General features: G+C 32.2%; 21 protein-coding genes. 13 read left to right on the forward strand and 8 right to left on the reverse strand.

All coding sequences use genetic code 11. From position 1 onward, the window contains the following. The first annotated feature begins 237 nt into the window (after window positions 1-237). The 10 genes from NH26_RS08140 to rny all read left to right on the forward strand — a co-directional run bounded on the left by NH26_RS08140 (window position 238) and on the right by rny (window position 10,281). The gene (locus tag NH26_RS08140; protein ID WP_044224922.1) at window positions 238-948 is read left to right on the forward strand and encodes a hypothetical protein; all 711 of its coding nucleotides are present in this window, start codon (window positions 238-240) and stop codon (window positions 946-948) included. A 78-nt stretch (window positions 949-1,026) separates the two neighbouring features. Continuing rightward, on the forward strand, window positions 1,027-2,007 hold the full coding sequence (locus NH26_RS08145) for a M28 family peptidase (RefSeq protein WP_084812103.1): 981 nt from the start codon (window positions 1,027-1,029) through the stop codon (window positions 2,005-2,007). Between the two features lie 10 nt (window positions 2,008-2,017). Further along, window positions 2,018-2,425, forward strand: a complete 408-nt coding sequence (locus NH26_RS08150) for a hypothetical protein (RefSeq protein ID WP_044224919.1) — start codon at window positions 2,018-2,020, stop codon at window positions 2,423-2,425. An 89-nt stretch (window positions 2,426-2,514) separates the two neighbouring features. Next, window positions 2,515-3,108: a glutathione peroxidase gene (locus NH26_RS08155; protein ID WP_044224916.1), complete on the forward strand. Its 594-nt coding sequence runs from the start codon at window positions 2,515-2,517 to the stop codon at window positions 3,106-3,108. 174 nt (window positions 3,109-3,282) lie between these two features. Continuing rightward, complete coding sequence (locus tag NH26_RS08160) at window positions 3,283-3,870, forward strand: methyltransferase domain-containing protein (RefSeq protein WP_044224913.1); 588 nt, start codon at window positions 3,283-3,285, stop codon at window positions 3,868-3,870. Between the two features lie 13 nt (window positions 3,871-3,883). Then, window positions 3,884-4,942: a GAF domain-containing protein gene (locus NH26_RS08165; protein WP_052432081.1), complete on the forward strand. Its 1,059-nt coding sequence runs from the start codon at window positions 3,884-3,886 to the stop codon at window positions 4,940-4,942. A gap of 157 nt (window positions 4,943-5,099) precedes the next feature. Then, window positions 5,100-7,526 carry a phenylalanine--tRNA ligase subunit beta gene (pheT, locus tag NH26_RS08170; RefSeq protein WP_044224910.1) on the forward strand — a complete coding sequence of 809 codons (2,427 nt, stop codon included), beginning with the start codon at window positions 5,100-5,102 and terminating at the stop codon, window positions 7,524-7,526. A 54-nt stretch (window positions 7,527-7,580) separates the two neighbouring features. Then, window positions 7,581-8,123, forward strand: a complete 543-nt coding sequence (locus tag NH26_RS08175; protein WP_044224907.1) for a hypothetical protein — start codon at window positions 7,581-7,583, stop codon at window positions 8,121-8,123. Window positions 8,124-8,291: 168 nt separating this feature from the next. Further along, a complete protein-coding gene (locus tag NH26_RS08180) occupies window positions 8,292-8,585 on the forward strand; it encodes a cell division protein ZapA (protein WP_044224905.1) in 294 nt (97 codons plus the stop codon). 88 nt (window positions 8,586-8,673) lie between these two features. Beyond that, on the forward strand, window positions 8,674-10,281 hold the full coding sequence (gene rny / locus NH26_RS08185) for a ribonuclease Y (protein ID WP_044224901.1): 1,608 nt from the start codon (window positions 8,674-8,676) through the stop codon (window positions 10,279-10,281). Window positions 10,282-10,432: 151 nt separating this feature from the next. Here rny and NH26_RS08190 read toward each other — a convergent pair whose 3' ends face one another. The 7 genes from NH26_RS08190 to NH26_RS08220 form a co-directional block, all read right to left on the reverse strand. Next, window positions 10,433-11,119: an energy transducer TonB gene (locus tag NH26_RS08190; RefSeq protein WP_052432080.1), complete on the reverse strand. Its 687-nt coding sequence runs from the start codon at window positions 11,117-11,119 to the stop codon at window positions 10,433-10,435. A 69-nt stretch (window positions 11,120-11,188) separates the two neighbouring features. Then, on the reverse strand, window positions 11,189-11,911 hold the full coding sequence (locus NH26_RS08195; RefSeq protein WP_044224897.1) for a DNA alkylation repair protein: 723 nt from the start codon (window positions 11,909-11,911) through the stop codon (window positions 11,189-11,191). Between the two features lie 7 nt (window positions 11,912-11,918). Then, window positions 11,919-12,713 (reverse strand): transporter, encoded by a 795-nt coding sequence (locus NH26_RS08200; RefSeq protein WP_044224896.1) that lies wholly within the window; start codon window positions 12,711-12,713, stop codon window positions 11,919-11,921. 123 nt (window positions 12,714-12,836) lie between these two features. Next, entirely contained in the window at window positions 12,837-15,638 is a 2,802-nt protein-coding gene (locus NH26_RS08205) for a phosphoenolpyruvate carboxylase (protein ID WP_242427311.1), read from the reverse strand. A gap of 590 nt (window positions 15,639-16,228) precedes the next feature. Further along, the gene (locus NH26_RS08210) at window positions 16,229-17,281 is read right to left on the reverse strand and encodes a pseudouridine synthase (RefSeq protein ID WP_084812104.1); all 1,053 of its coding nucleotides are present in this window, start codon (window positions 17,279-17,281) and stop codon (window positions 16,229-16,231) included. 122 nt (window positions 17,282-17,403) lie between these two features. Next, entirely contained in the window at window positions 17,404-17,748 is a 345-nt protein-coding gene (locus NH26_RS08215) for a hypothetical protein (protein ID WP_044224893.1), read from the reverse strand. A 73-nt stretch (window positions 17,749-17,821) separates the two neighbouring features. Then, entirely contained in the window at window positions 17,822-18,637 is an 816-nt protein-coding gene (locus NH26_RS08220; RefSeq protein ID WP_044224890.1) for a queuosine precursor transporter, read from the reverse strand. Between the two features lie 251 nt (window positions 18,638-18,888). On the opposite strand from NH26_RS08220, the gene NH26_RS08225 reads away from it, so the two are divergent. The 3 genes from NH26_RS08225 to NH26_RS08235 all read left to right on the forward strand — a co-directional run bounded on the left by NH26_RS08225 (window position 18,889) and on the right by NH26_RS08235 (window position 23,013). Beyond that, complete coding sequence (locus NH26_RS08225; RefSeq protein WP_044224887.1) at window positions 18,889-19,944, forward strand: aminotransferase class V-fold PLP-dependent enzyme; 1,056 nt, start codon at window positions 18,889-18,891, stop codon at window positions 19,942-19,944. 237 nt (window positions 19,945-20,181) lie between these two features. Then, window positions 20,182-21,009 (forward strand): energy transducer TonB, encoded by an 828-nt coding sequence (locus NH26_RS08230; RefSeq protein ID WP_084812105.1) that lies wholly within the window; start codon window positions 20,182-20,184, stop codon window positions 21,007-21,009. A 126-nt stretch (window positions 21,010-21,135) separates the two neighbouring features. Then, window positions 21,136-23,013 (forward strand): M23 family metallopeptidase, encoded by a 1,878-nt coding sequence (locus NH26_RS08235; RefSeq protein WP_044224884.1) that lies wholly within the window; start codon window positions 21,136-21,138, stop codon window positions 23,011-23,013. A 409-nt stretch (window positions 23,014-23,422) separates the two neighbouring features. On the opposite strand, the gene NH26_RS08240 is transcribed toward NH26_RS08235, so the two are convergent. Next, the gene (locus tag NH26_RS08240; RefSeq protein ID WP_044224882.1) at window positions 23,423-24,676 is read right to left on the reverse strand and encodes an NAD(P)/FAD-dependent oxidoreductase; all 1,254 of its coding nucleotides are present in this window, start codon (window positions 24,674-24,676) and stop codon (window positions 23,423-23,425) included. Window positions 24,677-24,734 lie beyond the last annotated feature (58 nt).

The following is a 24,734-nucleotide window of genomic DNA, read 5'->3' on the forward strand; positions in this document are numbered from 1 at the left end:
TGACCAACAAATTTAACAAAAACAAGATGAGAATTAAGTATTAAAGATTAAGTTTTCTTATAGTTTAAGCTAATTATTAATGTTTTTTACCAACAATTCTTTTTTATTTTTTTTAAAATTTAAATGTTGAGTAGGAAAACATTAAAGATCAGAGAATGAATATTGCCATCTTCTAGTTTGGATTAAATAAAACTTATTAAATTTGATGATACTATTTGATCTATTTATGCTAAAAAAATGAAACTCACCCTATCTTATTTCTTATTTATTATTATCACAATTCCTGCTTATAGTCAAGAAACTAACTTCTTTAACTCATTTATGGATTATGTAGAACACAACTCAGACTCTACTATATTTCAAGAGGAATATCATTTCGATAAAATATTTAAAGTTGTGGAAACAAAAGGAGCTGAAATACATGAATTTTATATATACAGCAACAACAAAGAAAACTATTTCGGTATTTCTCAAAAAAAAGAGGCTCAAGAGTTGATGGTATTTGACTATAACACAGAAAACATTATCACTTTTTGTCTTATAAATAATGAGCCTTATGCTATTTGTGGTCCATTCTCCTACTTTAATTATTTTGCACCCAAACCCATTAATTATGCCTTCAAAAAAATAGATCATATAGATCACAAAAAACATTATCAATCTGTTAACGATTCTATCAAACTAGATATTTATCTCTCAAAAGAAAGTGAATTTAATACTGTTGGATTTAAATATGGCTTTTGGATGATGATTGAAGAAACTTCTTTTTATGACATCCCATTATTAGATAAAGGAGCCATTGTAGAGATAAAAAAAAGTCATATAGATAATCAATTGATTCATCATGCTTTATCTCATCAACCCATGAATATAAATAAAACGGTATCATTTAAAGGCAGAAAAATTATGGATTTTGGTGTTTTTAAAGACAAAATGAAAAATGATTAAAAAAAATCATTAACTTAAATAAACATACCTTCTCTATTTATGAAGACTTAAAAATTAAAGCAATTCTAATATAACTATATGACATTAACCCTAAGCATATTAATTCTATTAATTTCCCTTTTCGCTATTTTGATTTATTCTGTATATCAACCTTGCTCAAAGGTGAAATTGAATGAAATTGATGCTTCAAAAATAAGTGTCAATGAAAATGAATTAGCCAAACATGTAAATGCATTATGCACTACGACAGGGTATAGAAATTATAAAAATAAGATTGCTCAAGCTGAAACATTGGGTTACATTTCAAAAACACTGAATAGTTTTGGTTATGAGGTTCATGAACAAAAGTTTACAGCTGTAGAAGAAGAATATGTAAATTTAATTGTCTTCTATGGAAACCCTAATGCACCTAGAATAGTAGTCGGTGCACATTACGATAGTTTTGGAGATCAACACGGTGCAGACGACAACGCAAGTGGTATTGCCGGTGTCTTAGAAATGGCCCGTCTATTACAGGTACATCAACCCATATTAGAGTATTGTATTGAATTGGTAGCGTATGCCAATGAAGAGAGACCTTTTTTCACTACGAAAGATATGGGCAGTTTTGTTCATGCTAAAAGAAATTTTGATAAGAAAGTATCTACAAAACTCATGGTTTGTTTAGAAATGATTGGATATTTTAATGATCAGGAAGGATCTCAAAAATACCCTGTAAGCTTCTTAAACTATTTATACCCAACAAAAGCAAATTTCATAGCTTTAGTTGGAAATATGAATAACCATTCTACCGTCAAAGAATTTAAAAAATACATGAAACAAGTAGCCGCAATTGATGTTTATTCTATTAATGCTCCTTCTAGTATTAAAGGGCTTGCTAATTCCGATCACAGAAATTATTGGCACTTTAAACAAAATGCGCTGATGGTAACTGATACTTCATATTTCAGAAATCCACACTATCATCAAAAATCTGATTTACCTGACACTTTAAATTATAAAAAAATGGCAGAAGTTTTGAAAGGTACTTATTATTCAATTGTAAATATTACACTTTAGACCGTTAATTATGAAGTTTAATCAAATTTACAAAAGCGATTTCCAAGAAATAGGATACAACGAATCTTATCAAATTATAAAATCAACTTGGAATACTCCAATTAATCTTTCTGAAAAAATTTACAGACAAGAATTAAATCAATATTTTGATATTTTAAAACAAACTACCCCTAAAAACGTTTTAGTAGATGCAGTTAAGGCTTACTACCAAATCCTTCCTGAAACACAAGAATGGATGCAAAAACGTAGCTTTGAGATACATAAAGAGGTTAATTTGAAAAAAATGGCATGGTTAGTATCTTCCGATTTATTCTCTCAAATGACCTTTGATCAAGCTATAGAAAACCTTAATGAAGTGGTAGAATTTCAATTAAAATATTTCGATGATTTAGACGATGCACAAAATTGGCTAAAATAAATCTTGGATAAATTATATTATATACATATATTTGAAGACATTAACAAATTGCTTTATTCTTTTTTATAAACACTTTAAACTAACATTGGATGAAAAAATTTCTTACAATATTAACTGTGACTTCATTAGCTTTATTAGCCTGTACTAGAGTTCACAAAACGAGTCCAGAAGAAATATCTTTAGATGATGACTACAGAAAAAGAGAATCTCCTTTTTATTCTTTCAAAATGAAAAAATTGAATGGAGAAGTATTAGATTTTCAATCATTAAAAGGAAAAAAGATTCTTATTGTAAATACTGCTTCAAAATGTGGCTACACTCCACAATATGAAGCTTTACAAGAACTTCATGAAAAATATGGAGAAGAATTAGTAATATTAGGTTTCCCTTGTAATCAATTTGGTGGTCAAGAACCTGGATCAAGTGAAGAGATCGCTTCTTTCTGTAAAATCAACTACGGAGTTACATTTACAATGATGGAAAAAGTCAATGTAAAAAAGAAAGATGATCAATCACCATTATATAGATGGTTATCAGATCCTGATGAAAATGGTTGGAATGATGAAGCACCTTCATGGAATTTCTGTAAATACTACATTAATGAAAAAGGAGAATTGAAAGACTTCTTTAATTCAAATATAAAACCTATGGACGAGGAGGTAATTAAATCTATCTCTAAGTAAAGAATTTACACACATCACAAAACGGCTACCTTAGATCTTTAAGGTAGCCGTTTCTTTTTATAAAAAATTCAGTCTCATGTCTCTAAATATTTTTTTACTGAGTTTTATTATTTCAAACCACCTATTATTATTAATTAATTACTTTCAAATTCCTTCTTTTTATATCTTTATAATATGAGTGATAAAATATTCTGGGATAAAAAATATGAAAACCAACAAACTGGTTGGGACATCGGTTATGCTAGTACTCCATTAGTAGAATACTTTGATCAATTAACCAATAAAGAACTTTATATTTTAATACCTGGCGTCGGAAACGCTTACGAATTAGAGTATTTATGGAAAAAAGGTTTCAAAAATGTCTATGCATTAGACCTTTCAGAAAAACCTATAAATAATTTTCTTCAAAGGGTAAAAGACTTCCCAAAAGATCAAATTATCTGTGATGACTTCTTCAAAACATCAATTAGCATAAAATTTGATCTAATAATTGAGCAGACTTTTTTCTGTGCACTCCCACCTTCAATGAGGGAACAATATGTATTACATACACATCGTTTATTAAAAGAAGGCGGCAAAATCAGTGGATTACTATTTACTTTTCCATTATCAATGGAAGGTCCCCCTTTTGGTGGTTCAATTCAAGAATATCAAAAGTTATTTAATCAGTATTTCACGATCAAAAAAATGGAAGAATGTTATAATAGCATTCCTCCAAGACAAGGTAATGAGTTGTTTGTCATCCTTGAAAAAAATGTTTGAATAAGATTGCTTTATGAATAAACAAATTGGCATTAAAGTATTGTGGTTAGACCAATACGCAAAGCTGAAAAAGGGAAATCAAAAATTAAAAGAAGAATTAGAAAATGCTTTGAAATTTTCTAACTCCTTGATCTCTGATGATCAGAATTTTGAAGTTCATGATGATGAAAAATCTGAACTTATTCTTTCTATAGAAGCAATAAGGAAGCAAAGAAAAAAACTTAAAATTGTAGAATCTGAAAGGAATTGGGTATCTAATGGATTAACTAAATTTGTTGATATTCTAAGAACATCTCAAAACAACCTTGAAGAACTCTGTGATCAAATTATCAATAATTTAGTTTCTTACCTCAATTTAACTCAAGGTGGCTTATTTGTAGTGAGTGAAAACTTAGAGGATAGAAAAGAGCTGCACCTTGTTTCTGCTTACGCCTATGAGCGAAAAAAATATTTAAACAGAACTGTAAAGCCAAGAGAGGGACTTGTTGGACAAGTATTTATTGAAAAGAAACCAATGTATTTAAAGGAAGTTCCTGAACAATACATCAATATAACTAGTGGATTAGGAAAAGCTAGACCAACTAATTTATTCATTGCTCCTATGCTAATGAATGATGAAGTCTATGGAATTATAGAACTAGCATCCTTAAATGAAATGCCTGAGTATCAAAGAGAATTTGTGCTTAAGCTGGGAGAAACAATTGCTTCTACTATTGCCTCTACTAGAAATTCGGATAGAATGAAAACCCTCCTTGAGGATTCTCAAATACAAGCAGAACAAATGAGAGCTCAAGAAGAGGAAATGAGACAAAATGTTGAAGAACTTCAGGCTACTCAAGAGGAAATGCATAGAAAGCAAAAAGAGCTTGAAGCAGCTAACTCAAAAATGCTTCATAACGAAGGAGTTCTTACTAAAGCTTTCGAGAAATTGAGAACATCTGAGGAAAACCATAAAAATCAAATTCAATCTCTTCAAAATGAAAAAGAGCAAAAAGATCAGAAAATTTTGGAATTAGAGAGAGAAATTGAGCTAAAAAACGAAGAAATTAAAAAATTAGGAGGTCAACTCTAATATTATTTCTAAACAAAGCATAGGTTATTGCAAGAAGTTGTAATAACCTATTATTTTTGCTACTTGAAAAAGTAGGTCATCTTACAATTTCTTTTTTTTGAATAGTAACAAAGTTTAGAGCTGTAAATTTTTTATACAGCTACAAAAAAAGTGATATATGAAAATTTCTTTAAACTGGCTAAGTAGCCTTGTAAATATAGAGGATAAAACGCCTCAAGAAATTGACGAACTATTAACAATGTCCGGCCTTGAAGTAGAAGGAATCGAAGAGGTAGAAGAAGTAAAAGGTGGACTAAAAGGTTTAGTTGTTGCAGAAGTGCTTACTTGCGAGCAACACCCTAATGCCGATAAACTAAGAATTACAACTGTAGATATTGGAGCAGAAGAGGCAGTACAAATTGTATGTGGTGCTCCTAATGTGGCTGCGGGCCAAAAAGTGATAGTTGCCACTATTGGTACTGAACTTTACCCTTCACCAACAGAAAGCTTCAAAATTAAGAAAGGAAAAATCCGTGGAGAAGTATCTATGGGAATGATCTGTGCTGAAGATGAAATTGGCATGGGACAATCTCATGATGGCATCTTGGTATTGGATACAGATTTAGCTAATGGTACTCCTGCTGCTAAGTATTTCAACTTAGAAAACGATAATGTTTTAGAAATTGGTCTTACACCTAACCGTGTAGATGGTTCTTCTCATTATGGTGCAGCTAGAGATCTGAAAGTATTACTAGATCGTCCAATTCAACAAGTGGCAAAACCTGAACTATTGGAAAGTTTTAAAGTAGATAATACTTCAGCTACAGTTCAAGTAAACGTACATAACAATGAAGCTTGTCCTCGATATTCTGGTGTTACTATTTCTGGTATAGAAATTAAAGAATCGCCAAAATGGATCAAGCAGAGACTTACTTCAATTGGTCTTTCTCCTATAAATAATGTGGTAGATATTACTAACTATGTTTTACATGAGTTAGGACAACCACTTCATGCTTTCGATTTAGCAAAAGTTGGCAATGAAATCAACATTAAATTTGCAGAAGAAGGACAAGAATTCATCACTTTAGATGAAGAAAAAAGAAAATTAAAAGGTCATGATTTAATGATCGCTAATGCTTCAGAGAACATGTGTATTGCAGGTGTTTTTGGTGGTTTAGCATCAGGAGTAACAGAATCTACAACAAGTATCTTCTTGGAATCTGCTTATTTCCACCCAGATGTTGTTCGTAAAACATCTCAAGGTCATTCTATTAAAACTGATTCATCTTTCCGTTTCGAAAGAGGATGTGATCCTAATATGACCATCACTGCTTTAAAATATGCTGCTGCATTAATTAAAGAATATGCAGGTGGAGAAATTACTTCTGATATTGTTGATGTTTACCCTACCCCTATTGAAAACTTCATTATTGATGTAAAATTCAAAAATGTAGACCGTTTAATCGGGCAGGCTATCCCTCAAGACAGAGTAGTTGAAATTTTAGAAGGTCTTGAAATTTCTATTTTAGAAAGAACAGAAGAAACAATTAAAGTTTCTGTGCCTCCTTTCCGTGTAGACGTTCAAAGAGAAGCTGATATTATTGAAGAAATCCTTAGAATCTACGGGTTTAACAGTGTTGAGCTAAGTGATTCTTTATCAGCAGATTTCTTAGCTTCTTTCCCAAAGAAAGATAAGCAAATTCTTCAGAGAAAAGTAACAGAGATGTTAGCAGGTTCTGGTTGTCATGAAGTGATGACTAACTCGTTAACTACTTCAAAATATACAAAAGAATCAAGTGATTTAAACGAAAGTGAAAACGTTGAAATCCTAAATATTTTGAGTGCCGATTTAGATGTTATGCGTCAATCAATGATGTTTAGTGGATTAGAAGTAATTAACCATAACATTCGTCGTCAACAAAAGAACATCAGAATATTTGAATTTGGAAAGACGTATCACAAAGATGAAAATGGTTATACTGAAAATGAGCATTTAGCATTATTCGTTAGCGGTACATCCACAGACGAATCTTGGATTAAAAAAGCAACATCTTCAGATTTCCACACCGTTTCTTCATTGGTAGAAAAAATCTTTGATCGTTTAAATATTCAAGGTATTTCTGCTGAATACATCAGTAATGATACATTTGCTTACGGATTACAATACTCAGCACGTAAAAAAGTGATTGCAACTGTAGGTTTGGTACATCCAAAAGCAGCTAAAATGACTGGTGTAAAGCAAGAGGTATTCTTTGCTGATATCAATTGGACATTATTAGTTGATATGTACAGTGCAGATTACAAGTTCAAAGAAATACCAAAATTCCCTGAAGTAAGAAGAGATTTATCTATTGTTTTAGATAAGAATGCGACTTTTGCTTCTATCAAGCAATTAGCCCAAAAAACAGAAAGAAAGCTATTGAAGAAAATCAATGTTTTTGATGTTTATGAAGGCAAACACCTTGCTGCTGATTTAAAATCATATTCTGTTAGTTTCATTCTTCAAGATGAAAACAAAACATTAAATGAGAAAGCTATTGATAAAGTAATGAATAACTTAATCAAAGCATTTGAAACGCAATTAAAAGCGGTCATCCGTAAATAAGAATAACACTACTGCTCCCAAAGAAATTTGGGAGCAGATTTTATCACCTATAGCATGTCAAAAACCATCCCCAACATTGGCGAAGAAATCAAACTATTAATTGATAAGATTAACACCCTTACTGTACTGTATAAAGAGGCTCAAAAAGAAATTGTATTGTTAAAAGAAAATCAACAAGAAACTGATGATCAAATGGCAATTCAAGAACAATCTGATAGACTTCAAGAATTAATTACTCAAGGGAATGAGCATATCAAACAATTGTTTGAGGATAAAGCTGGCCTTCAAAAAGAAAGAGATGAAGCTCAAAGTCAAGTAGAGGGACAACAATCTGTCATTCAATTTCTGAACCAAGACGTGAACCAATTAAGGGATACTCTCGAAGAAAAAGATGAGACAATTGACATCTTCAATCAACAAAAAAGAGATTTCATTAAAGAAAATCAAAAACTGAAGGATGAGTTGGTAGAATTGAGAAAACTCTCAAAAATGGCAGATTCTCTTAAAAAAGAAAAAGAAGAGATTTTGCACGAAAAAGAAGAATTATCGACTGAAATTGAGCTTTTAAACGAAGAAATCGAGCGTCTTTCTAAATAGATTGGTTTAATTTTTTTAAAAATTCGATAATTCCAATTTTTTCAAGTACATTTATTTTATAAAAAGGAATTTACTCAGATCGTCATTAAACACGGTTTAATAAATATAGTATAAAAACGATCATATTTATCTTGTAATTTACAAGGTATACATATAAAACGTAGGAAAATGGGACTAAGATCTCCTAAAGAAAATATCACATTAAAGCTATGCGGAAAGGTATACAACCTTAAAGCTACTAAGTCGGAAGAACACCTTTTATTGAAGGCAGCCGATCAGCTTAACCGTATTCTTTCGGGGCAAAAACAGCAACATCCAAATGCTGATGAAAGAGACTTACTCATAATGACTGCTTTTGATCTAATTGTGCAATCCCACACCGAGTCGGATGAGCTACAAACTTCACTTGATCGGCTTAAAATATTAAACAAACAAATTGACGAAATTCTTCCAAACAATTAGAAGATTTTTTAAATTCTAGTTTTCCTTTTTTGTATATATATTTTTAAAATGTAGTTAGATAACTACGCACAGACATCTGTACGTAAAAATGGAAACAACCCTAGTTATAGTAATTACCGCAATTGCTGGCATCGGTATTGGTGCAGTATTAGGTAGATTTATGCTTGCCAAAGTATTGAAGGGGCTTGAAACAGAAGCGAGAGATAAGGCAACGCATATCTTAGAGGAGGCAAAGAAAGATTCAGAGAGAATTAAAAGAGACAAGTTGATCGAATCAAAAGAAAAGTTCTTGAAAATGAAACAAGATTTTGATTCTGAAACCGCCAAAAGAAGAAATCAACTTAACGTAAACGAAAACAAGCTTAAACAGTTTGAAAATCGTTTAAAGCAACAAGAAGCAAAGCAGAAGCAAAAAGAAGCTAGTATTGCCAAGCAACAAGAATCTTTCAAAAAGAAAGATAAAGAAATGGAAGACCGTTTCGATGAGCTTGCAATTCAAAAAGAGCTTACTTTTAAAGCAAAAGAAGAAGCAGAGCAACTTCGTTTAAAACAAGTAGAACAATTGGAAAAAGTAGCTAACCTTAAAGCAGAGGAAGCTAGAGAACAATTGGTTGAAGCGTTAAAAGACGAAGCAAGAACAAAAGCCTCTATGCATATTAAGAATATCATGGAGGAAGCTAAAATGACTGCTACTAAAGAAGCAAGAAAAACTGTTATCACCACTATTCAACGTACAGCTGCAGAACAAGCAATTGAAAACTGTGTATCTGTATTCAACTTGGAAAGTGATGAGTTAAAAGGTAAAATCATCGGTAGAGAAGGTCGTAACATCCGTGCTTTAGAAGCAAGTACAGGTGTTGAGATTATTGTTGATGACACTCCTGAAGCAATTATTATTTCTGGTTTTGATCCTGTAAGAAGAGAAATTGCCAGAGTATCCCTTCATCGATTAGTTGCAGATGGTAGAATCCACCCTGCTCGTATTGAAGAAGTAGTTGCTAAAACAAAGAAAAATATTGATGACGAAATCATCGAAATTGGTGAAAGAACTGTTATCGATTTAGGAATTCATGGATTGCACCCTGAGTTAATTAAGTTAGTAGGTAGAATGAGATTCCGTTCTTCTTATGGTCAAAACTTATTACAACACTCTAGAGAAGTTGCTAATCTTGCGAGTACCCTAGCTTCTGAACTTGGTTTGAATTCTAAAGTAGCTAAACGTGCAGGTTTACTTCACGATATTGGTAAAGTTTGGCCAGAAGAGCCAGAAGTACCACACGCTATTTTAGGTATGAACTTAGCGAAGAAATATGGTGAAACTCCTGAAGTATGTAATGCTATTGGTGCTCACCACGACGAAATCGAAATGACAACACTTATTTCTCCAATCATCCAAGCATGTGACGCTATTTCTGGCTCACGTCCTGGTGCTCGTAGAGAAATGATGGAATCATATATCCAACGTCTGAAAGAATTAGAAGGTCTTGCAATGGGCTTTAAAGGAGTGCATAAATGTTATGCAATCCAAGCTGGTAGAGAGTTAAGAGTAATGGTTGATGCTGAAAAAGTGCCAGACACTGATGCAGGTCAATTATCTTTTGATATCGCTAACAAGATCGAAACTGAAATGCAATATCCTGGACAAATTAAAGTAACGGTTATCCGTGAAACAAGATCTGTTCACTTTGCTAAGTAATCAGTAACTAATCAAAAAAAACTCTCTATAATTTAATAATTATAGAGAGTTTTTTTTATGTCTAATATTTTAAGACTGATATTATAATGTAGAAGTTTCAAATGTTTAAACACTACTATAACATCATATTTATATTCTATTATCTATGATTTTAATAAGGGTGTGATTCTAAATCTAAAGGCAATACAATTTTTTGTTCTACTGGCTTTCCATTTTGCATAGCACACATCCATTTAGGGCATTCTGACAATAACTCTAATACTTTATCATCTAATGTTTCCTCTACTCCTTTTACTATTTCAACCTCTTGAAGTTTACCATATACAGTTACAATAAAAGAAACATACACCTTTCCCTTTCCTTCTCTATCGATACCATGACTATGGAGTGCTCCATGAAACCATGTATAAAACTCCCCCATCCCACCTGGATATTTAGCAGACACTTCTGCCATATTAAATACATTTTCATGATGTAATTCAGGGTTATTATTTTTATCTATCTCATGATTTATTAAAACCAGAAGTTCATCAGCGTGTAATTTCAATTCATCATTCATAGGATAATTGAACATATCATCTACTTCTTTTTTAGCCTCTAAATCAAGATCTAAATAGTGATGTGCCAAGGCTCTTACATACTGTATTTCTGCAGTACTTCTAGGCAATAGTGCAATAATTTCATCTGTCTTTATTAAAGCATGGTCATAGTCTTTTTGATCTATTAAATCATATGCATAAGCTACGTACTCTTGAGACATTTCTTCTGGAGTATGTTGAGCAAATAATGAGGTAACAGTAACTTGAATAAGGCAAGAGACAAGGAGTAGAAATTTCATATATATTAGTTGTGCTTTATATTATAACTAATAAAACATTAAATTATTGTCTTTTGAAGTAACTTACAACTATATGTCACCTTTTAAATAAGCTTGTCTTACCCTTTCATCCATTTTTTCGATGGCATAACGTAAAGTGGTTCTAGTCATTTTATGATAATGTTTATCGAGAAAATCTCTTTCTGCATCTTCGTTTCTTTTGCCAATTTCTTTAAGCATCCACCCTACTGCTTTATGTATTAAGTCATGATCATGATTTAAATGGCGCTCACACAAATCAAATGCAATTTTATAATCATCTTTATTAATCATGTATAGAGTTGCCACAATAGCCACTCTAATCCTCCACATTTCATTAGATTCACTTAATTCATAAAGAATATCACTAGACATTTTCCCTTCATAAATATATCTACCCAATAATTTATAACAGGAGGTATCCACCAAATCCCAATTATTGACATAATCTAAATGATTTAGGTAGCATTGTATTATTTCTTCTTGAGGGATTTTCTTTTTAGTATAATGATGAATCAACATCACTAAACCACACATTCTTACTTCATGGTAAGTATGTTTCAGTAGCTCAGAGATTTCATTGATGTTACACTCCATATACGCCTCCTTTGCTACAATCCTAATATTAGGCATACTTATCCCCATAAAATGATCCCCCTCTCCATATCCACCAGGAAAAGCTTTAAAAAACTGGGGCAATTGCACCACTTTTTTATCGTCTATAAATGATGATAACGATTGTATGATATCTTGAATGCGTTCAGTCGATTCCATAATTTAATTAATTATCTCTCCAATGCCATCTATAAGATAAGCCGGCTTCTGCAAACCATGTATCTGAAGAAGAAGTTGGAGTATATCCTCCTCCAATATCTAATAAAAAGTGATCATTCACTAAATAGGAAAGTCCAGTATCAAACCCAGGGTCGAAATCATTCAGGTTTCCAAATAACTCTATAAAGGTCCCCCATTTCTCTGTTAATGAGATACCAAAGTTAAATGTTGAAGGCAGAGAGTAATCTACTTCATTTCTTCTTGGTAGTGAAGCTCCCAAATTCATATTGAATGACAACCAATCATTGATTTGATTACTTGTCATAACATTAAATACCATTCCCACATTGTCTCTTCTATAATCATGAGATACTGATTTCAACATCAACCTACCTTGAAAACCGATAGCTGGAACCCATCCATCATTTTGAGTAAAATTATATCTAAAACCTAATTGAGTTGTAGATACTCCACTTAAGTCTAAAGTATCAACATCAGAACCAGCAAAATTAACCTTATCATTTCTAACATTGATCATGGCTTCAATATCAAATTTTTCTGTTAAACCGAACCTTAAAAAGTTAGTAAAAATAAGGGTGGACACATCTAAATCTGGAGTTTTCCCATTAATATTAGTGGTATTAAAGCCAGATTGAACTTGAATTACTTTTTTACCTAAAGTAGTTGCACCAAAAGTCAAACCTGGGCGATCTGTACTAATTTGCTCACTGTATTGAGCAATAGCAGAAATTGGTATTAAATAGATAAATAGTAGTGTAAGTAGTAATAATAATTGTTTCATCAGTATATATTTTTCGTCAATTTACTAATTCGATTGATAAACCCAAATATGTAAAACACAAAAAAAATCCTTGCCGGTAAACCGACAAGGATTATATATTAAAATGCTTTTAAAGCACAAGTATCAACCTGTAGCTCTAAGTGCACCTGCAATCGCATTAATTGAAGTAAGCAATTGGAATAATACTGCCTCCACTTCTTCAGGAGAACACTTATCATCCGCTTTCATCTTACGCCATTTTTTCAGCAATTTGATCTGAGTTTTATGCAATGGATTCAATGCCTCAGCTCTTAAGTGACTAGAGTAGTAATGGTTGCTTCTTCTTTCTGCAAAAGAAGTTTTAAGCAATGAGTCCATCATTTTTCTAGTTCTTGCCAATTCGTCCAACATTTGAGTTAGGATATCATCCTTCACGTCTTTGTCAGTTACCATCGCTGCATATTCCTTCATGATTTTCTCATCAGTTGCTTCTAATGATGTATCAATGTTAGTGAATACGTAACGAATTAGAGGATCGTGGTTGATCATTTCTTTCAATTGAGCAAAGTCTGCAGGACGCTCTTTAGAAAGTTTCTCTAATGTGTAACCTACACCATACCAAGATGTCATATTGAAACGAGCTTGGCTCCATGAGAATACCCAAGGAATTGCTCTAAGATCGGCTAATGTTCTTGTACCTGTTCTACGAGCTGGACGAGAACCAATTCTTGATGACTCAATTGCATCAATTGGAGTTGCCTCACCGTAGAATTTGATAAACTTAGGATCTTCAAGTAAGTTAACGTAGAAGTTTCTAGACTCAGAAGCTAACCAAGAAATTACTTTTTCCATTGGGTGAGAATATTTCTTACCCATACGATCAGTAACAGTATTGGCCATAGTACCCGCCATTAATAACTCCATGTTATATGAAGCGTTCATTTTGTTAGCGTACTTTTGTTCAATTGTCTCACCTTGCTCTGTTAAACGCATATTACCATTTACACCACCGTGAGGAAGTGCTTGGATAAACCAGTGAGCAGGACCAGCACCACGTGAAATAGTACCACCTTTACCGTGGAAATAGTTAATATCGATACCTCTATTATCACCTACTTCGTATAATCTAGATTCTGCGAAGTGAAGTGACCATTGAGATGCAAGGATACCACCATCTTTATTAGAATCAGAGTAACCCACCATCACCATTTGTTCTGGTCTATCTTTACCAGCACGCTTTCTTTGGTATTCTAAAGAACGACGTGTGATAGGGTGATCCAAGAAGTTTTGCATCACTTGAGGGCTAATTTCTAAGTCTTCGATTGTTTCGAATAATGGAACTACAGGAAGTTTACAAATTAAACCGTCTGGAGTTTGTTCCATTAAACCTGCCTCTCTAGCTAATAAGTATACAGCTACAAGGTCAGATACTGATCTAGTCATTGAAACGATCAATGCACCGATACCATCAGTTCCGAAATCATCAATATAGTTAGCTAATACTCTGTAAACAGAAGTAACAGCATCTGCTTCTTTAGGAAGTTGTGTTGATGGATGAGTAAAAGGTCTGTTTGATAACAATTCATTGTTCATGAATGCCAAACGTTTCTCTTCTGTCCATGTTAAGAATGAATCACCGTCCATCGAAGATGCGTTAAGCAATTGAGCAATTGCATTATCGTGGAAAGTTGAGTTTTGACGAACATCCAATCTCGCTAAGTGGAAACCGAAAGTATCTAATACTCTTAAAGATTCATTTAAGTAAGTGTAAGACATTCTTTTCGCTCCAAATGTTTCCAAAGAATCTTGTAACAATTGAAGGTCTGCCTTTAATTCTGAAGCATAAGTATATCTAAACTCGCTTTCTGATAACTCAACAGCGTGTTCTCTTTTTACTTCTACTGGAAGTTTAGCTAGACAAAGGTTGACGAATTGTCTAAATGACTCACCTACGTTTCTTTCTAAAGCATCTTTACCAGATTGACCCAGTTCTTTCGCCATCTCTAAGATACGATTGCGAAGTGGTTCTGGTGCCTCATCTAAATTACATGCAATAGATAATTTTTTCACTAAGCTAAATAAAGAACGACGAATCAATACGAATGCATTCAGACGTAAGATACTTAATGTCTCCTCAGTAACTTCGTTAGTAACTCCTGGATGGCCATCTCTATCACCACCTACCCAGTTACCAAAAGATACACGAGGTCTTTGGCTTACTTGGTGAATTAAATCTTTATCGAAACCTGCTTCACCCCAAGCTTGTTGGAAACGTTGATCTAAAATAGGTAATACCTCAGGGAAAACGTTTGTTAAATAGTGAATAGCATTTCTTCTCTCTGATGCTAAGTCTGGTTTTTCAATATAGATTTCACCAGTTCTCCAAAGAGTATCTAATATTAATTTTATTTGTGCATTAATTGAACGTTGCTCAATTTCTGTGAACATTGTGTTCTCTCTTTGCACTAATAATAAGTATAATGTTCTATGGTGCTCAAGAACAGTAGATCTTTTTGCTTCAGTTGGGTGAGCTGTTAATACAGGTTCAACTTTAACCGAAGGTAATACCTTAGCTATTTGCTCTTGAGTATATCCTTTATCTTTTAATGCTTTAAATCTCTCGCCCCACAAACCTGTTACGCTTGAAAGCCCTTGGCTGTCTTCTTTCTTACGTCTGGCTTGAACAGCACCATTAACTTCTACCATATTCAGTAATTGGAATACAATAGAATAAAGTTGCATATATTTTACGTCAAACTTTTTTAACTCATGAGTAGTTTCATTTATCCAAGGAATAGCATTTGCCATTTCCTCTTCACCACTATCCATAAGTACTTCATGAAGACATTTAAGCAAAAATTCGAGGTCCTCGTAAGGTTTCCCCAAATGCTTCTTCACCACTTCTAGCGCACTCAAAGGTGTAACTTTTGTAGCTTCTTTAGCCATAATTAATCTGAGATTTTAAAAATTATGAGAATAATAAATTTCTAATCGATTTCTAATTGCAAGAATAATATAATAATTGAAAAAAAAATGAGATATAGATCACCAAAAAAGGAAATTGTTTTATACCTATTTTATAAAACTCTATCGAGATCGGTTAAAATCTATCTGTTCATTTAGTATCAATACACACTATAAATACTTGGTTTACTAACTATTCACAATATAAGATCTTTCATTTATGAAATTTATTCTTTGATTCATTTTATTTTTCACAAATGGTAAAACATGACAAAAGTCTTGTTCCCATTTATAAATAAATAATTGAGAGAATACTTATATTATAACGAAAATCTTGTATTGTGGTTTATAACAAACCCATTAATTAAGGTTTATTAATGCAAACTTAATAATATTTTATCTATTTCATTAAAAATAACACAAAAGAATCCACAATAGCCTATCAAAAAAAACGGATTTAAGTCTTTTGACTTGATAATATTAGTTTTGATTAAAAGGGTAGTTTCATTCTACCACAACATATATATATGAAAAAAAAAGAGCTGCATTACTGCAACTCTTTTTCTGATAAATTATCTCTTTGGTTTTCTTGAAGGTTTCTTTGGTTTTTTCTTCAAACCTGAAAGATACTTTAATTGTATCATTTCGTCTTCAGATAAATACCTCCACTTACCTCTAGGTAAATCTTTTTTGGTTAGGCCTGCCAAAACAGTTCTATCCAAAACGTCTACTTGATAACCAAAATGTTCAAATATTCTTCTTACAATTCTGTTTTTACCAGAGTGTAATTCTATACCAATTTCTCTTCGGTCTATATCATTTACAGATAATCCGTCCAAGTAAATTGATCCGTCTTCTAATTCAAACTTAGGATCTCGTAATCTTTCCTCATGTTTTTCATCAAAAGGCTTATTTAACTCAACACGATATATTTTTTGAGTATTGCTTGATGGGTGTGCTACTTTAGTTGCAAACTCACCATCATTAGTGAATAAAAGTAGACCTGTGGTATTTCTATCCAATCTTCCTACAGGATAGATTCTTTCATCACAAGCATTCTTCACCAATTGCATTACCGTTTTTCTCTCTTGAGGATCTTTGGTTGTAGTGATAAATCCTTTGGGTTTATTTAAAAGAACATATACGTATTTCTCTTTTTTCAATAGCTTACCTTCATATTCAACCCTATCTTTAGATTGAACTTTGTAACCCATTTCTACAACCACCTTACCATTGATTTTTATTTTCCCTTCTGCAATTAATTGATCCGCTTCTCTTCTTGAACAAACACCTGCATTAGAAATAAACTTATTTAAACGAGTTTCAGATGATTTCACCTTTGGAACCGGTGATTCTTCTTCCTCTTTCACTTGCTTTACAACAGAAATAACTTTCTTAATATCATAAGTAGGTTTCTGTATTGACTTTTCGTGAGGACTGTAAACAGTAGTTTTTAATTTACGTTCCTTTTTCAGTTTTTCTTTTTCCTCATTTACTCTAGGACCTTTCTTTTTAAATCCAGTAGATCGTTCTGGTTTAAATTCGTCACGACGAGGCTTATCTTTTATAAATTTTTTGAAAGGACTTAAATTCTTTTGGCCTTTCTTAGGTGTATTCTTTTTCATCTTAAAAATTAAGAATGTAACACATGCTGCCAACACGGCAGTATCATCCAACAAGGATTAGAATACAAATTACGTGAACTTTATCTTATTGTACATCAGAAATATGAAAACAAAACCAAAGATTAGCCTAATTCTTCAATTTTTACCTTAACATCTGATAAAACGATCTTAACAATTTCATTAAAATTATTGAGATGGGCTTGTAATTGGTCTAAAGTAAGATCTTGTCCGTCCTCCATTAATAGTAGAAGTCCTTCTAATTCATTGTGACCTAAATAAGCTGTACTCGATTTTAGCTTATGTGCTTTTTTGGTAAACGATACTATTTCTTTGTTATCTAAGTGTTGTTGTAATTGTAAAGGAAATTCAGTTAAGTTTCTTTCAATTACCATTAACACAGAAAGTAAGAAATCTTCATCACCATCTGAGACATCATAAAGTCCTTGGAAATTGACGTTATATATCATGATAATTCTATTAGTTTATAGTCTAAAAAAACCTATCGCTATGAATATGAATTAATTAAAAGTATCATTTCAATTATTGATCATCAACGAAAAGATTGGTTTTTGCTGCATTTTCTGCTATTCCTCTAGCAAATTCCTTACCTAAAAAGGAATCGATAATATAATGTGCAACATACAATAGTGGAGTTAAAAATACTGCTATACCAAATTTGTATATATAATTAATAATACCAATTGCTATTACTTGTTCCATAGGCCAGTTTCCAAAAACATAGAACGCAATAAACAACACTACAAAAGAATCTATTAGTTGAGAAATTAAAGTAGAACCCGTTGCTCTTAACCAAATTCTTTTACTACCTGTCATTTTTCTAATGACTTGAAAAGTATGTGCATCTATAAATTGTCCCACCAAGAAAGCAACTAAAGACCCAATGATGATACCCAATCCTTGTATAAATATTGTATTAAAAGATTCATCAATATTCATTGGATTTCCTAATGAATCTACATTATTGTAATCTAGCCAGAATTGAGCAGGAGGTAATTCTGTTACAAAGAAAATGGCAAAGAAAGCATACCCTATGAGAGCTGCGGTTAAAAAAGAGGCTACTTTTACACCTTTTTTTCCAAAATACTCATTGATAATATCAGTTGTTATAAATACTACCGGCCATAAAACCACTCCAGCAGATAAATTAAAGTCTAACGTTAATGTATCAAATAAAGAAATCTGTGCAGGTTGTACTCCTAGAAAAGATTCTAAAGAAAATATTTTACTTCCTATTACTTCTGCAATGATTGCATTGGTTAAGAAAATACCACATAAAAAGACAAATAGTAATTGTTTTTTGGATTCACTTTGTACAAAGTTTTGTTTTTTGTTCATAAGTAAAAGAGTTGTTTAATCTTAGTAGACCCGACTTAAAAATAATTTTTAACTAAAAAAGACAGGTGTATTAGTAACTTAAAAAATATGGAATGGTTTACCATAATAATCTTTATAGATATATCAATGAACTAATTTATAACTATCCTGATTAAAATCACGAAAGATGTTATAAATATTCAATATGTCAAATTACCTTCCACTATTAATTTCAATATATCTATTACATTTGCGACAAAAAGTTAAATAACATGATATCATTTTATCCTGGCCCAAGTAAAATAGCCCCTGATTTAGACAAATACATGCAAGAAGCATATGATGAAGGTATCTTATCATGTAATCATAGAAGCCCTTCATTTATGCAATTGATGGAGGAGTGCCTACTCACTATCAGAAAAAAGTTAGATCTCCCAAAGAACTATGAAGTGTTTTTTGTTTCTAGTGCAACAGAATGTTGGGAGATTACTGCACAATCTTATCATGGAAAAAAATTCATGCATATATATAATGGTGCTTTTGGAGAAAAATGGTCTAAGTATAATCAAGTGAATGATCCCATCACGTATGAGTTCCCACTACATAAAAATATTAGTTTACATCAATTATCTCAATTAGGAGCCGCTGATGCTGATATTTTATGTCTAACAGCTTGTGAAACTTCGAATACAACTTTTATTCATCCAAAAACATTTCAAAAAATAAAAAAAAGGTTTCCTAACCCATTAATTTTTATTGATGCTACAAGTAGTATGTCTGGATTACGCATGGATTGGAAATCAGGTGACCTTTGGTATGCTAGTGTTCAAAAATGCTTTGGCCTTCCTTCAGGTTTAGGTGTGATGATCTGTTCACCCAAAGCCTTATCGAAAATAAATAAAAAAGATACTCATTATAATAACCTTTGGTCTATTTATAAAAACCAGCAAAAAAGACAAACAACACATACACCTAATATTCTAGGGATATATTTATTAAATAAAGTTCTTCAACATCGTCCTGATATTACAACTATTGATATCACTTTAAAAAAACGAATGAAGGAGACTGAAAAATTCTTTAAAAAGTTGGGATACGAATTCTTAGTTCCTGTTTCACGACTTCGTTCTCCTACTGTTCTTGGTATTAAGACTTCAAAAGAAAAAGTCCAACTGTTAAAGAAGTTGGCAAAAGAGCATCAAATCACTTTAGGGAATGGATATGGTGCATGGAAAGAAACATCGTTCAGAATTGCGAACTTTCCTGCGCATACAGACAACGATTATGACAAAATAAAAGATTTCTTCAAAAAAATTGAAAAAGTGTAATCTTAGTCATTATCATGCGTGAATTATACAATTATTTGTTAAAACCGTTAAATTAAACCTTTGTAAGCAGATACATTCTTAATTTGTGCTCTTAATATTTTGAGCCGAAAATGTTCAAAATGATATTTTAACCCTTCTTTACAATTAGATTTTTGTATATAAAAAATTGAAGTTGTATTTTCGGGCGATGAATAATAATTAGATTTGGATTATTCGCAGCATTAAATTCGTATTCAGATGATAGCTATCTTAGGAAAATTAGGCCTTGTACCGGTCATAGTCATCTTGGTGGTGTCTTTCCTTGTTGTCATTCAGTTATTCCGCATTATTATGAATAAAGTGGGTTCTGATATTGTAGCAGGTAAGAAAACAGGTCAGGAGAAAAGTGTTTTAGTAAAGAAATACAACGATGTTGATATTTCTAAATACTCGATTCTTTTTGGAGCAATTGGACTTTCATTGTCTATGCTTGTAGTATTAGTCGCGTTGGAATTCCCTTCGTACGATGAGCAAAAATTAATGGATCTAGGTTCATTAGATTTTGATGACGAGGAAATGGTAGACATTCCCGTAACACAGCAACAACCGCCTCCACCTCCAAAAGTTACAGCTCCGGTTATCGTAGAGGTACCTGACGAGGAAGAAATTGAGGACGAAATTGAAATCGAAATCCCAGAAGAATTCGACGAAGAAACTGTAATTGAAGAAGCTCCCGAAGTAGAGGAAGTGGAAGAAGAAGAAGTTGTCGAAGAAATTTTCGAAATTGTAGAAGATCCTGCAGGTTTCCCTGGTGGTATGGGTAAATTCTACAAGTGGGTAGGTAAGAACATGAAATACCCTTCTCAAGCTAAACGTATGGGTGTAGAAGGTAAAGTATATGTTCAGTTCGTTGTAGACAAAGACGGAACACTTACAGACATTAAAGTTGTTAGAGGTATTGGTGCAGGTTGTGATGAAGCTGCTATCAACGTCTTGAAAAAAGCTCCTAAATGGAAGCCTGGTAAGCAACGTGGTCGTCCAGTAAAACAAAGAATGGTATTACCAATTTCATTCAAGTTAGGATAATCAATCCAAAAAATATAAATAACCGATGTCTGAAAAAGGCATCGGTTTTTTTTATATTCGCACTTTCGATCATTTATATTTTGTAGCATTGAAGCTATAAACTTCTGTTTAACTACTTCCCCTAGCATGAAAAACTTTTTTTTTCTGATTGTATCTTTATTCAACAGCTTCCTTCTGTTTGGACAATCAACTGCTAAAGACAGTGATAATAAGTATTTATTTCCAATCCGACCAGGACAAAGAAATTACTTTGCTGGTTCTATGGGAGAGTTACGTACAACCCATTTCCATGGAGGTTTAGACATTAAAACTGGCGGTGTGGAAGGTCTACCTATTCATGCAGCAGCAGACGGATATATTATTAGAATGAAAGTATCTACATTTGGGTATGGTCGTGTATTATATATGATGCATCCAAATGGAGAAACCACAGTTTATGCACATCAACAACACTTTAATGATGAATTAGAAGCCTATATTGTTCAACAGCAATATGCTCAAAAATCATTCGAGGTCAATTTAGAAAACCTTCCCAAAGACTTATTTGTATTCCGTAAAGGAGATATTATTGGATATTCTGGAAATAGTGGATCTTCTTCCGCTCCCCATCTTCATTTTGAAATTAGGGATAAGGAGGAAAGACCATTGAACCCTGTTCATTATAGATTTAGTGAGGTTATTGATAAAATACCTCCAACAGTCAGAGCCATCCGTTTAAAACCTCTTGATATTCATAGTAGAGTGAATGGGGCATTTGAAATTCAGAAAAAAGTAGTCTCGGGTAAAAATGGTCAGTATAAAATATACCAACCTTTTGATGCTTTAGGTAAAATTGGAATTGAAATAGACACCTATGATAGAGCTGATGGCACTTATAATAAATATGGTATCAATACTATTAAGGTATATGATAACGATAAACTTATCTATCATCATGAAATTGATAAAATACCTTTTGACCTAAGCGCTAATATCAATACTTTCACTGATTATGAGGCTTTCCAAAAAGAGAGAAAAAGGTATCAAAGACTTTATCATTGGGATGCCAATCATTTATCTATCTACCCAAATAATAATTTAAACGGCTTTCTAACTATTGATGATCAACAAACGCATCAGATAAAAATTGAACTTTGGGATAGTTTTCAAAATAAGTCAACAGTAAACTTCAATATTGAGGGGAAAGGAATTAAACCTTCCATCAAAAACAAAGCAATCAATGATCAATTAAAAATTGAAGAAAATATATTAAAGATCTCAAGTGCAGATAAATCTACAGACACACTCTATATTAACTTCCCCTTTTATAGTATCCCTATACCTTTAAGCTATGAAACACCTTCTCAAAATGTGTATTTATGGGATTTAAGAAATGGCATTCCGGCTTCTTATTCCATCAATAATATTAAAAATGACACCTTCCTTAAGCATTTAATCCCTTCAGGAAAACATTTTATTTATTATGATGATGAATTTACTTTTGAATTTGATAAAGAAGTTCTGTTTGATAGCCTCTACTTAAATATCGAAAAAATAAACAACGAATTTATTATTGGACAACAATATCTTCCTATGCATAAAAGTGTAGAGATTAAATACAAAGTAAAAGATACTACTTTAGTTAAACCCAAAAACTTTGTCTACAAGAAAGATAGAAAAGGTGAATGGGAATATGTTGGTGGTAAATGGGAAGGAAATACAATTACATTCAAAACCAATAGATGGGGCACCTTTGGTATTTTCTCTGAAAATGTACCTCCTAAGATCATTCCTCTAAAAAAATGGAAACACAATCAACTTCGCTTCAAAATAGAAGATGACGCTTCTGGTATTGCCACTTATGAAGCCACATTAAATGGTGAATTCATCTTACTTGAATATGATGCTAAAAAAGATTATCTGCAAACCAGACTTCGTGATGACAAAGCTGCGTTAAAGGGAGAATTTATTATGAAAGTGAGAGATCATGCTGGGAATGAAAGCGTTTTTAGAACTAATAACTAATAACTAATAACTAATAACTAATAACTAATAACTAATAACTAATAACTAATAACTAATAACTAATAACTAATAACTAATAACTAATAACTAATAACTAATAACTAATAACTAATAACTAATAACTAATAACTAATAACTAATAACTAATAACTAATAACTAATAACTAATAACTAATAACTAATAACTAATAACTAATAACTAATAACTAATAACTAATAACTAATAACTAATAACTAATAACTAATAACTAATAACTAATAACTAATAACTAATAACTAATATCGAAACTACTTATTGAATTAGCAATGATTAGTGGTGAATTCCGTCTCTTTTTTTGTAGGACAAGAAGTACTTACCATTTAGAAAAAGTTCTAATTCCTGATTCCCTCTTTTATATCTCTATTTGATCTAAACTTCTTCTTTCATCATTAAATTCGCGGGTTTAAAAATAGTTGTCACATCTTTAAGCTTGTCTTTGTCTATCACCTTATTTTCTTTAATAAATTTAGTACCGATCACATAGGCTTTTGCGTTATTAATCGCATCTACTGCTAGTAATTCATCACCTTTAAAGTACCAAACCGAAAATTTTATACTTTCTGTTTCTTCTTTCCTTACTATAAGTTCTTCATACCCTTGAGACAAACCTACCATCTGTAATTTCACATCATATTGATCAGACCAAAACCAAGGAATAGTATCATATATCTTCTCATTTCCTACGATATGAGCAGCGGTAACTTTAGCTTGATCGACTGCATTTTGTACCGATTCTAATCTAATCCAATTTTTATAATGAGGGTTATAATGATACGTATTATCGCCTATAGCATACACATTTTGTAATGATGTTTGTGTATACTCATTGACTTTTATACCATTTTCTATTTCAAGGTTTAGCTTTTTGGCCAAAGATACATTTACGTTCACTCCTACCCCAACAATTATCATATCTGCAGCATAACTCGACCCATCGCTACATTGTACAGTGTTTACTCCTTCCTCATCTGTGTTTATACTTTCTACATTTTTTGAGGTCAATATATCCACATCTTTATCTGTGTGTAGTTTTTGAAAAAATTCTGACATTACTGGAGCCGTTACTCTAGCCAAAATTCTTTCTTCTCTTTCTAAGACAACAACGTGTGTGCCCATTTTTTTTAATGATGCCGCTGTCTCCAAACCTATGTATCCACCACCAATAACTACCACTCTTTTGGAGTCTGCAGTACTAATCCATTTTTTGATGTTACTTACATCTCCTGCCGTCCTTAATGGATACACATGCTTAGCTTCCTTTAATCCGCTGATAGGAGGTATTATCGGTCGAGCTCCTGTTGCTAAAATCAAATAATTGTAATGTTGTTCTTCTCCATTATTTAAAATGATTTTTTGACTCTCTTTGTGGATATCAATTACCTCTACTCCCAAATTCAGAGTAATATTTTCATCTAAATAACTGTCTTTTGATTTTAGGCAATTATCTTCAATTGAAGTATCTGCGGTTAAATAAGCTTTTGATAAAGGGGGCCTATGATAAGGTAAAACCGGATCCTTATCATACATGATAATCTTACCTTCAAATCCTTCTTTTCTCAATGAAAAAGCAAAGTTCACCCCCGCGTGACTTGCCCCTATAATTACACATACTTTTTCTGACATCTCTCTTTAACGATAAATGCATGTTTTCAATTTCAATTAATGATAACATGCAGAATTT

Origin of the sequence: Flammeovirga pacifica (genome assembly GCF_000807855.2) — a bacterium.
Classification (GTDB): domain Bacteria; phylum Bacteroidota; class Bacteroidia; order Cytophagales; family Flammeovirgaceae; genus Flammeovirga; species Flammeovirga pacifica.

Excerpts from the sequence above, each read along its gene's own strand:
- NH26_RS08195 (WP_044224897.1), bottom strand. The coding sequence starts at position 11,911 with ATGGAATCGACTGAACGCATTCAAGATATCATACAATCGTTATCATCA.
- NH26_RS08210 (WP_084812104.1), bottom strand. The coding sequence starts at position 17,281 with ATGAAAAAGAATACACCTAAGAAAGGCCAAAAGAATTTAAGTCCTTTC.
- NH26_RS08150 (WP_044224919.1), top strand. The coding sequence starts at position 2,018 with ATGAAGTTTAATCAAATTTACAAAAGCGATTTCCAAGAAATAGGATAC.
- NH26_RS08180 (WP_044224905.1), top strand. The coding sequence starts at position 8,292 with ATGGGACTAAGATCTCCTAAAGAAAATATCACATTAAAGCTATGCGGA.
- NH26_RS08220 (WP_044224890.1), bottom strand. The coding sequence starts at position 18,637 with ATGAACAAAAAACAAAACTTTGTACAAAGTGAATCCAAAAAACAATTA.
- NH26_RS08175 (WP_044224907.1), top strand. The coding sequence starts at position 7,581 with ATGTCAAAAACCATCCCCAACATTGGCGAAGAAATCAAACTATTAATT.
- NH26_RS08230 (WP_084812105.1), top strand. The coding sequence starts at position 20,182 with ATGATAGCTATCTTAGGAAAATTAGGCCTTGTACCGGTCATAGTCATC.
- rny (WP_044224901.1), top strand. The coding sequence starts at position 8,674 with ATGGAAACAACCCTAGTTATAGTAATTACCGCAATTGCTGGCATCGGT.
- NH26_RS08155 (WP_044224916.1), top strand. The coding sequence starts at position 2,515 with ATGAAAAAATTTCTTACAATATTAACTGTGACTTCATTAGCTTTATTA.
- NH26_RS08205 (WP_242427311.1), bottom strand. The coding sequence starts at position 15,638 with ATGGCTAAAGAAGCTACAAAAGTTACACCTTTGAGTGCGCTAGAAGTG.
- NH26_RS08160 (WP_044224913.1), top strand. The coding sequence starts at position 3,283 with ATGAGTGATAAAATATTCTGGGATAAAAAATATGAAAACCAACAAACT.
- NH26_RS08235 (WP_044224884.1), top strand. The coding sequence starts at position 21,136 with ATGAAAAACTTTTTTTTTCTGATTGTATCTTTATTCAACAGCTTCCTT.
- NH26_RS08165 (WP_052432081.1), top strand. The coding sequence starts at position 3,884 with ATGAATAAACAAATTGGCATTAAAGTATTGTGGTTAGACCAATACGCA.
- NH26_RS08225 (WP_044224887.1), top strand. The coding sequence starts at position 18,889 with ATGATATCATTTTATCCTGGCCCAAGTAAAATAGCCCCTGATTTAGAC.
- NH26_RS08190 (WP_052432080.1), bottom strand. The coding sequence starts at position 11,119 with ATGAAATTTCTACTCCTTGTCTCTTGCCTTATTCAAGTTACTGTTACC.
- NH26_RS08145 (WP_084812103.1), top strand. The coding sequence starts at position 1,027 with ATGACATTAACCCTAAGCATATTAATTCTATTAATTTCCCTTTTCGCT.
- NH26_RS08140 (WP_044224922.1), top strand. The coding sequence starts at position 238 with ATGAAACTCACCCTATCTTATTTCTTATTTATTATTATCACAATTCCT.
- pheT (WP_044224910.1), top strand. The coding sequence starts at position 5,100 with ATGAAAATTTCTTTAAACTGGCTAAGTAGCCTTGTAAATATAGAGGAT.
- NH26_RS08215 (WP_044224893.1), bottom strand. The coding sequence starts at position 17,748 with ATGATATATAACGTCAATTTCCAAGGACTTTATGATGTCTCAGATGGT.
- NH26_RS08240 (WP_044224882.1), bottom strand. The coding sequence starts at position 24,676 with ATGTCAGAAAAAGTATGTGTAATTATAGGGGCAAGTCACGCGGGGGTG.
- NH26_RS08200 (WP_044224896.1), bottom strand. The coding sequence starts at position 12,713 with ATGAAACAATTATTATTACTACTTACACTACTATTTATCTATTTAATA.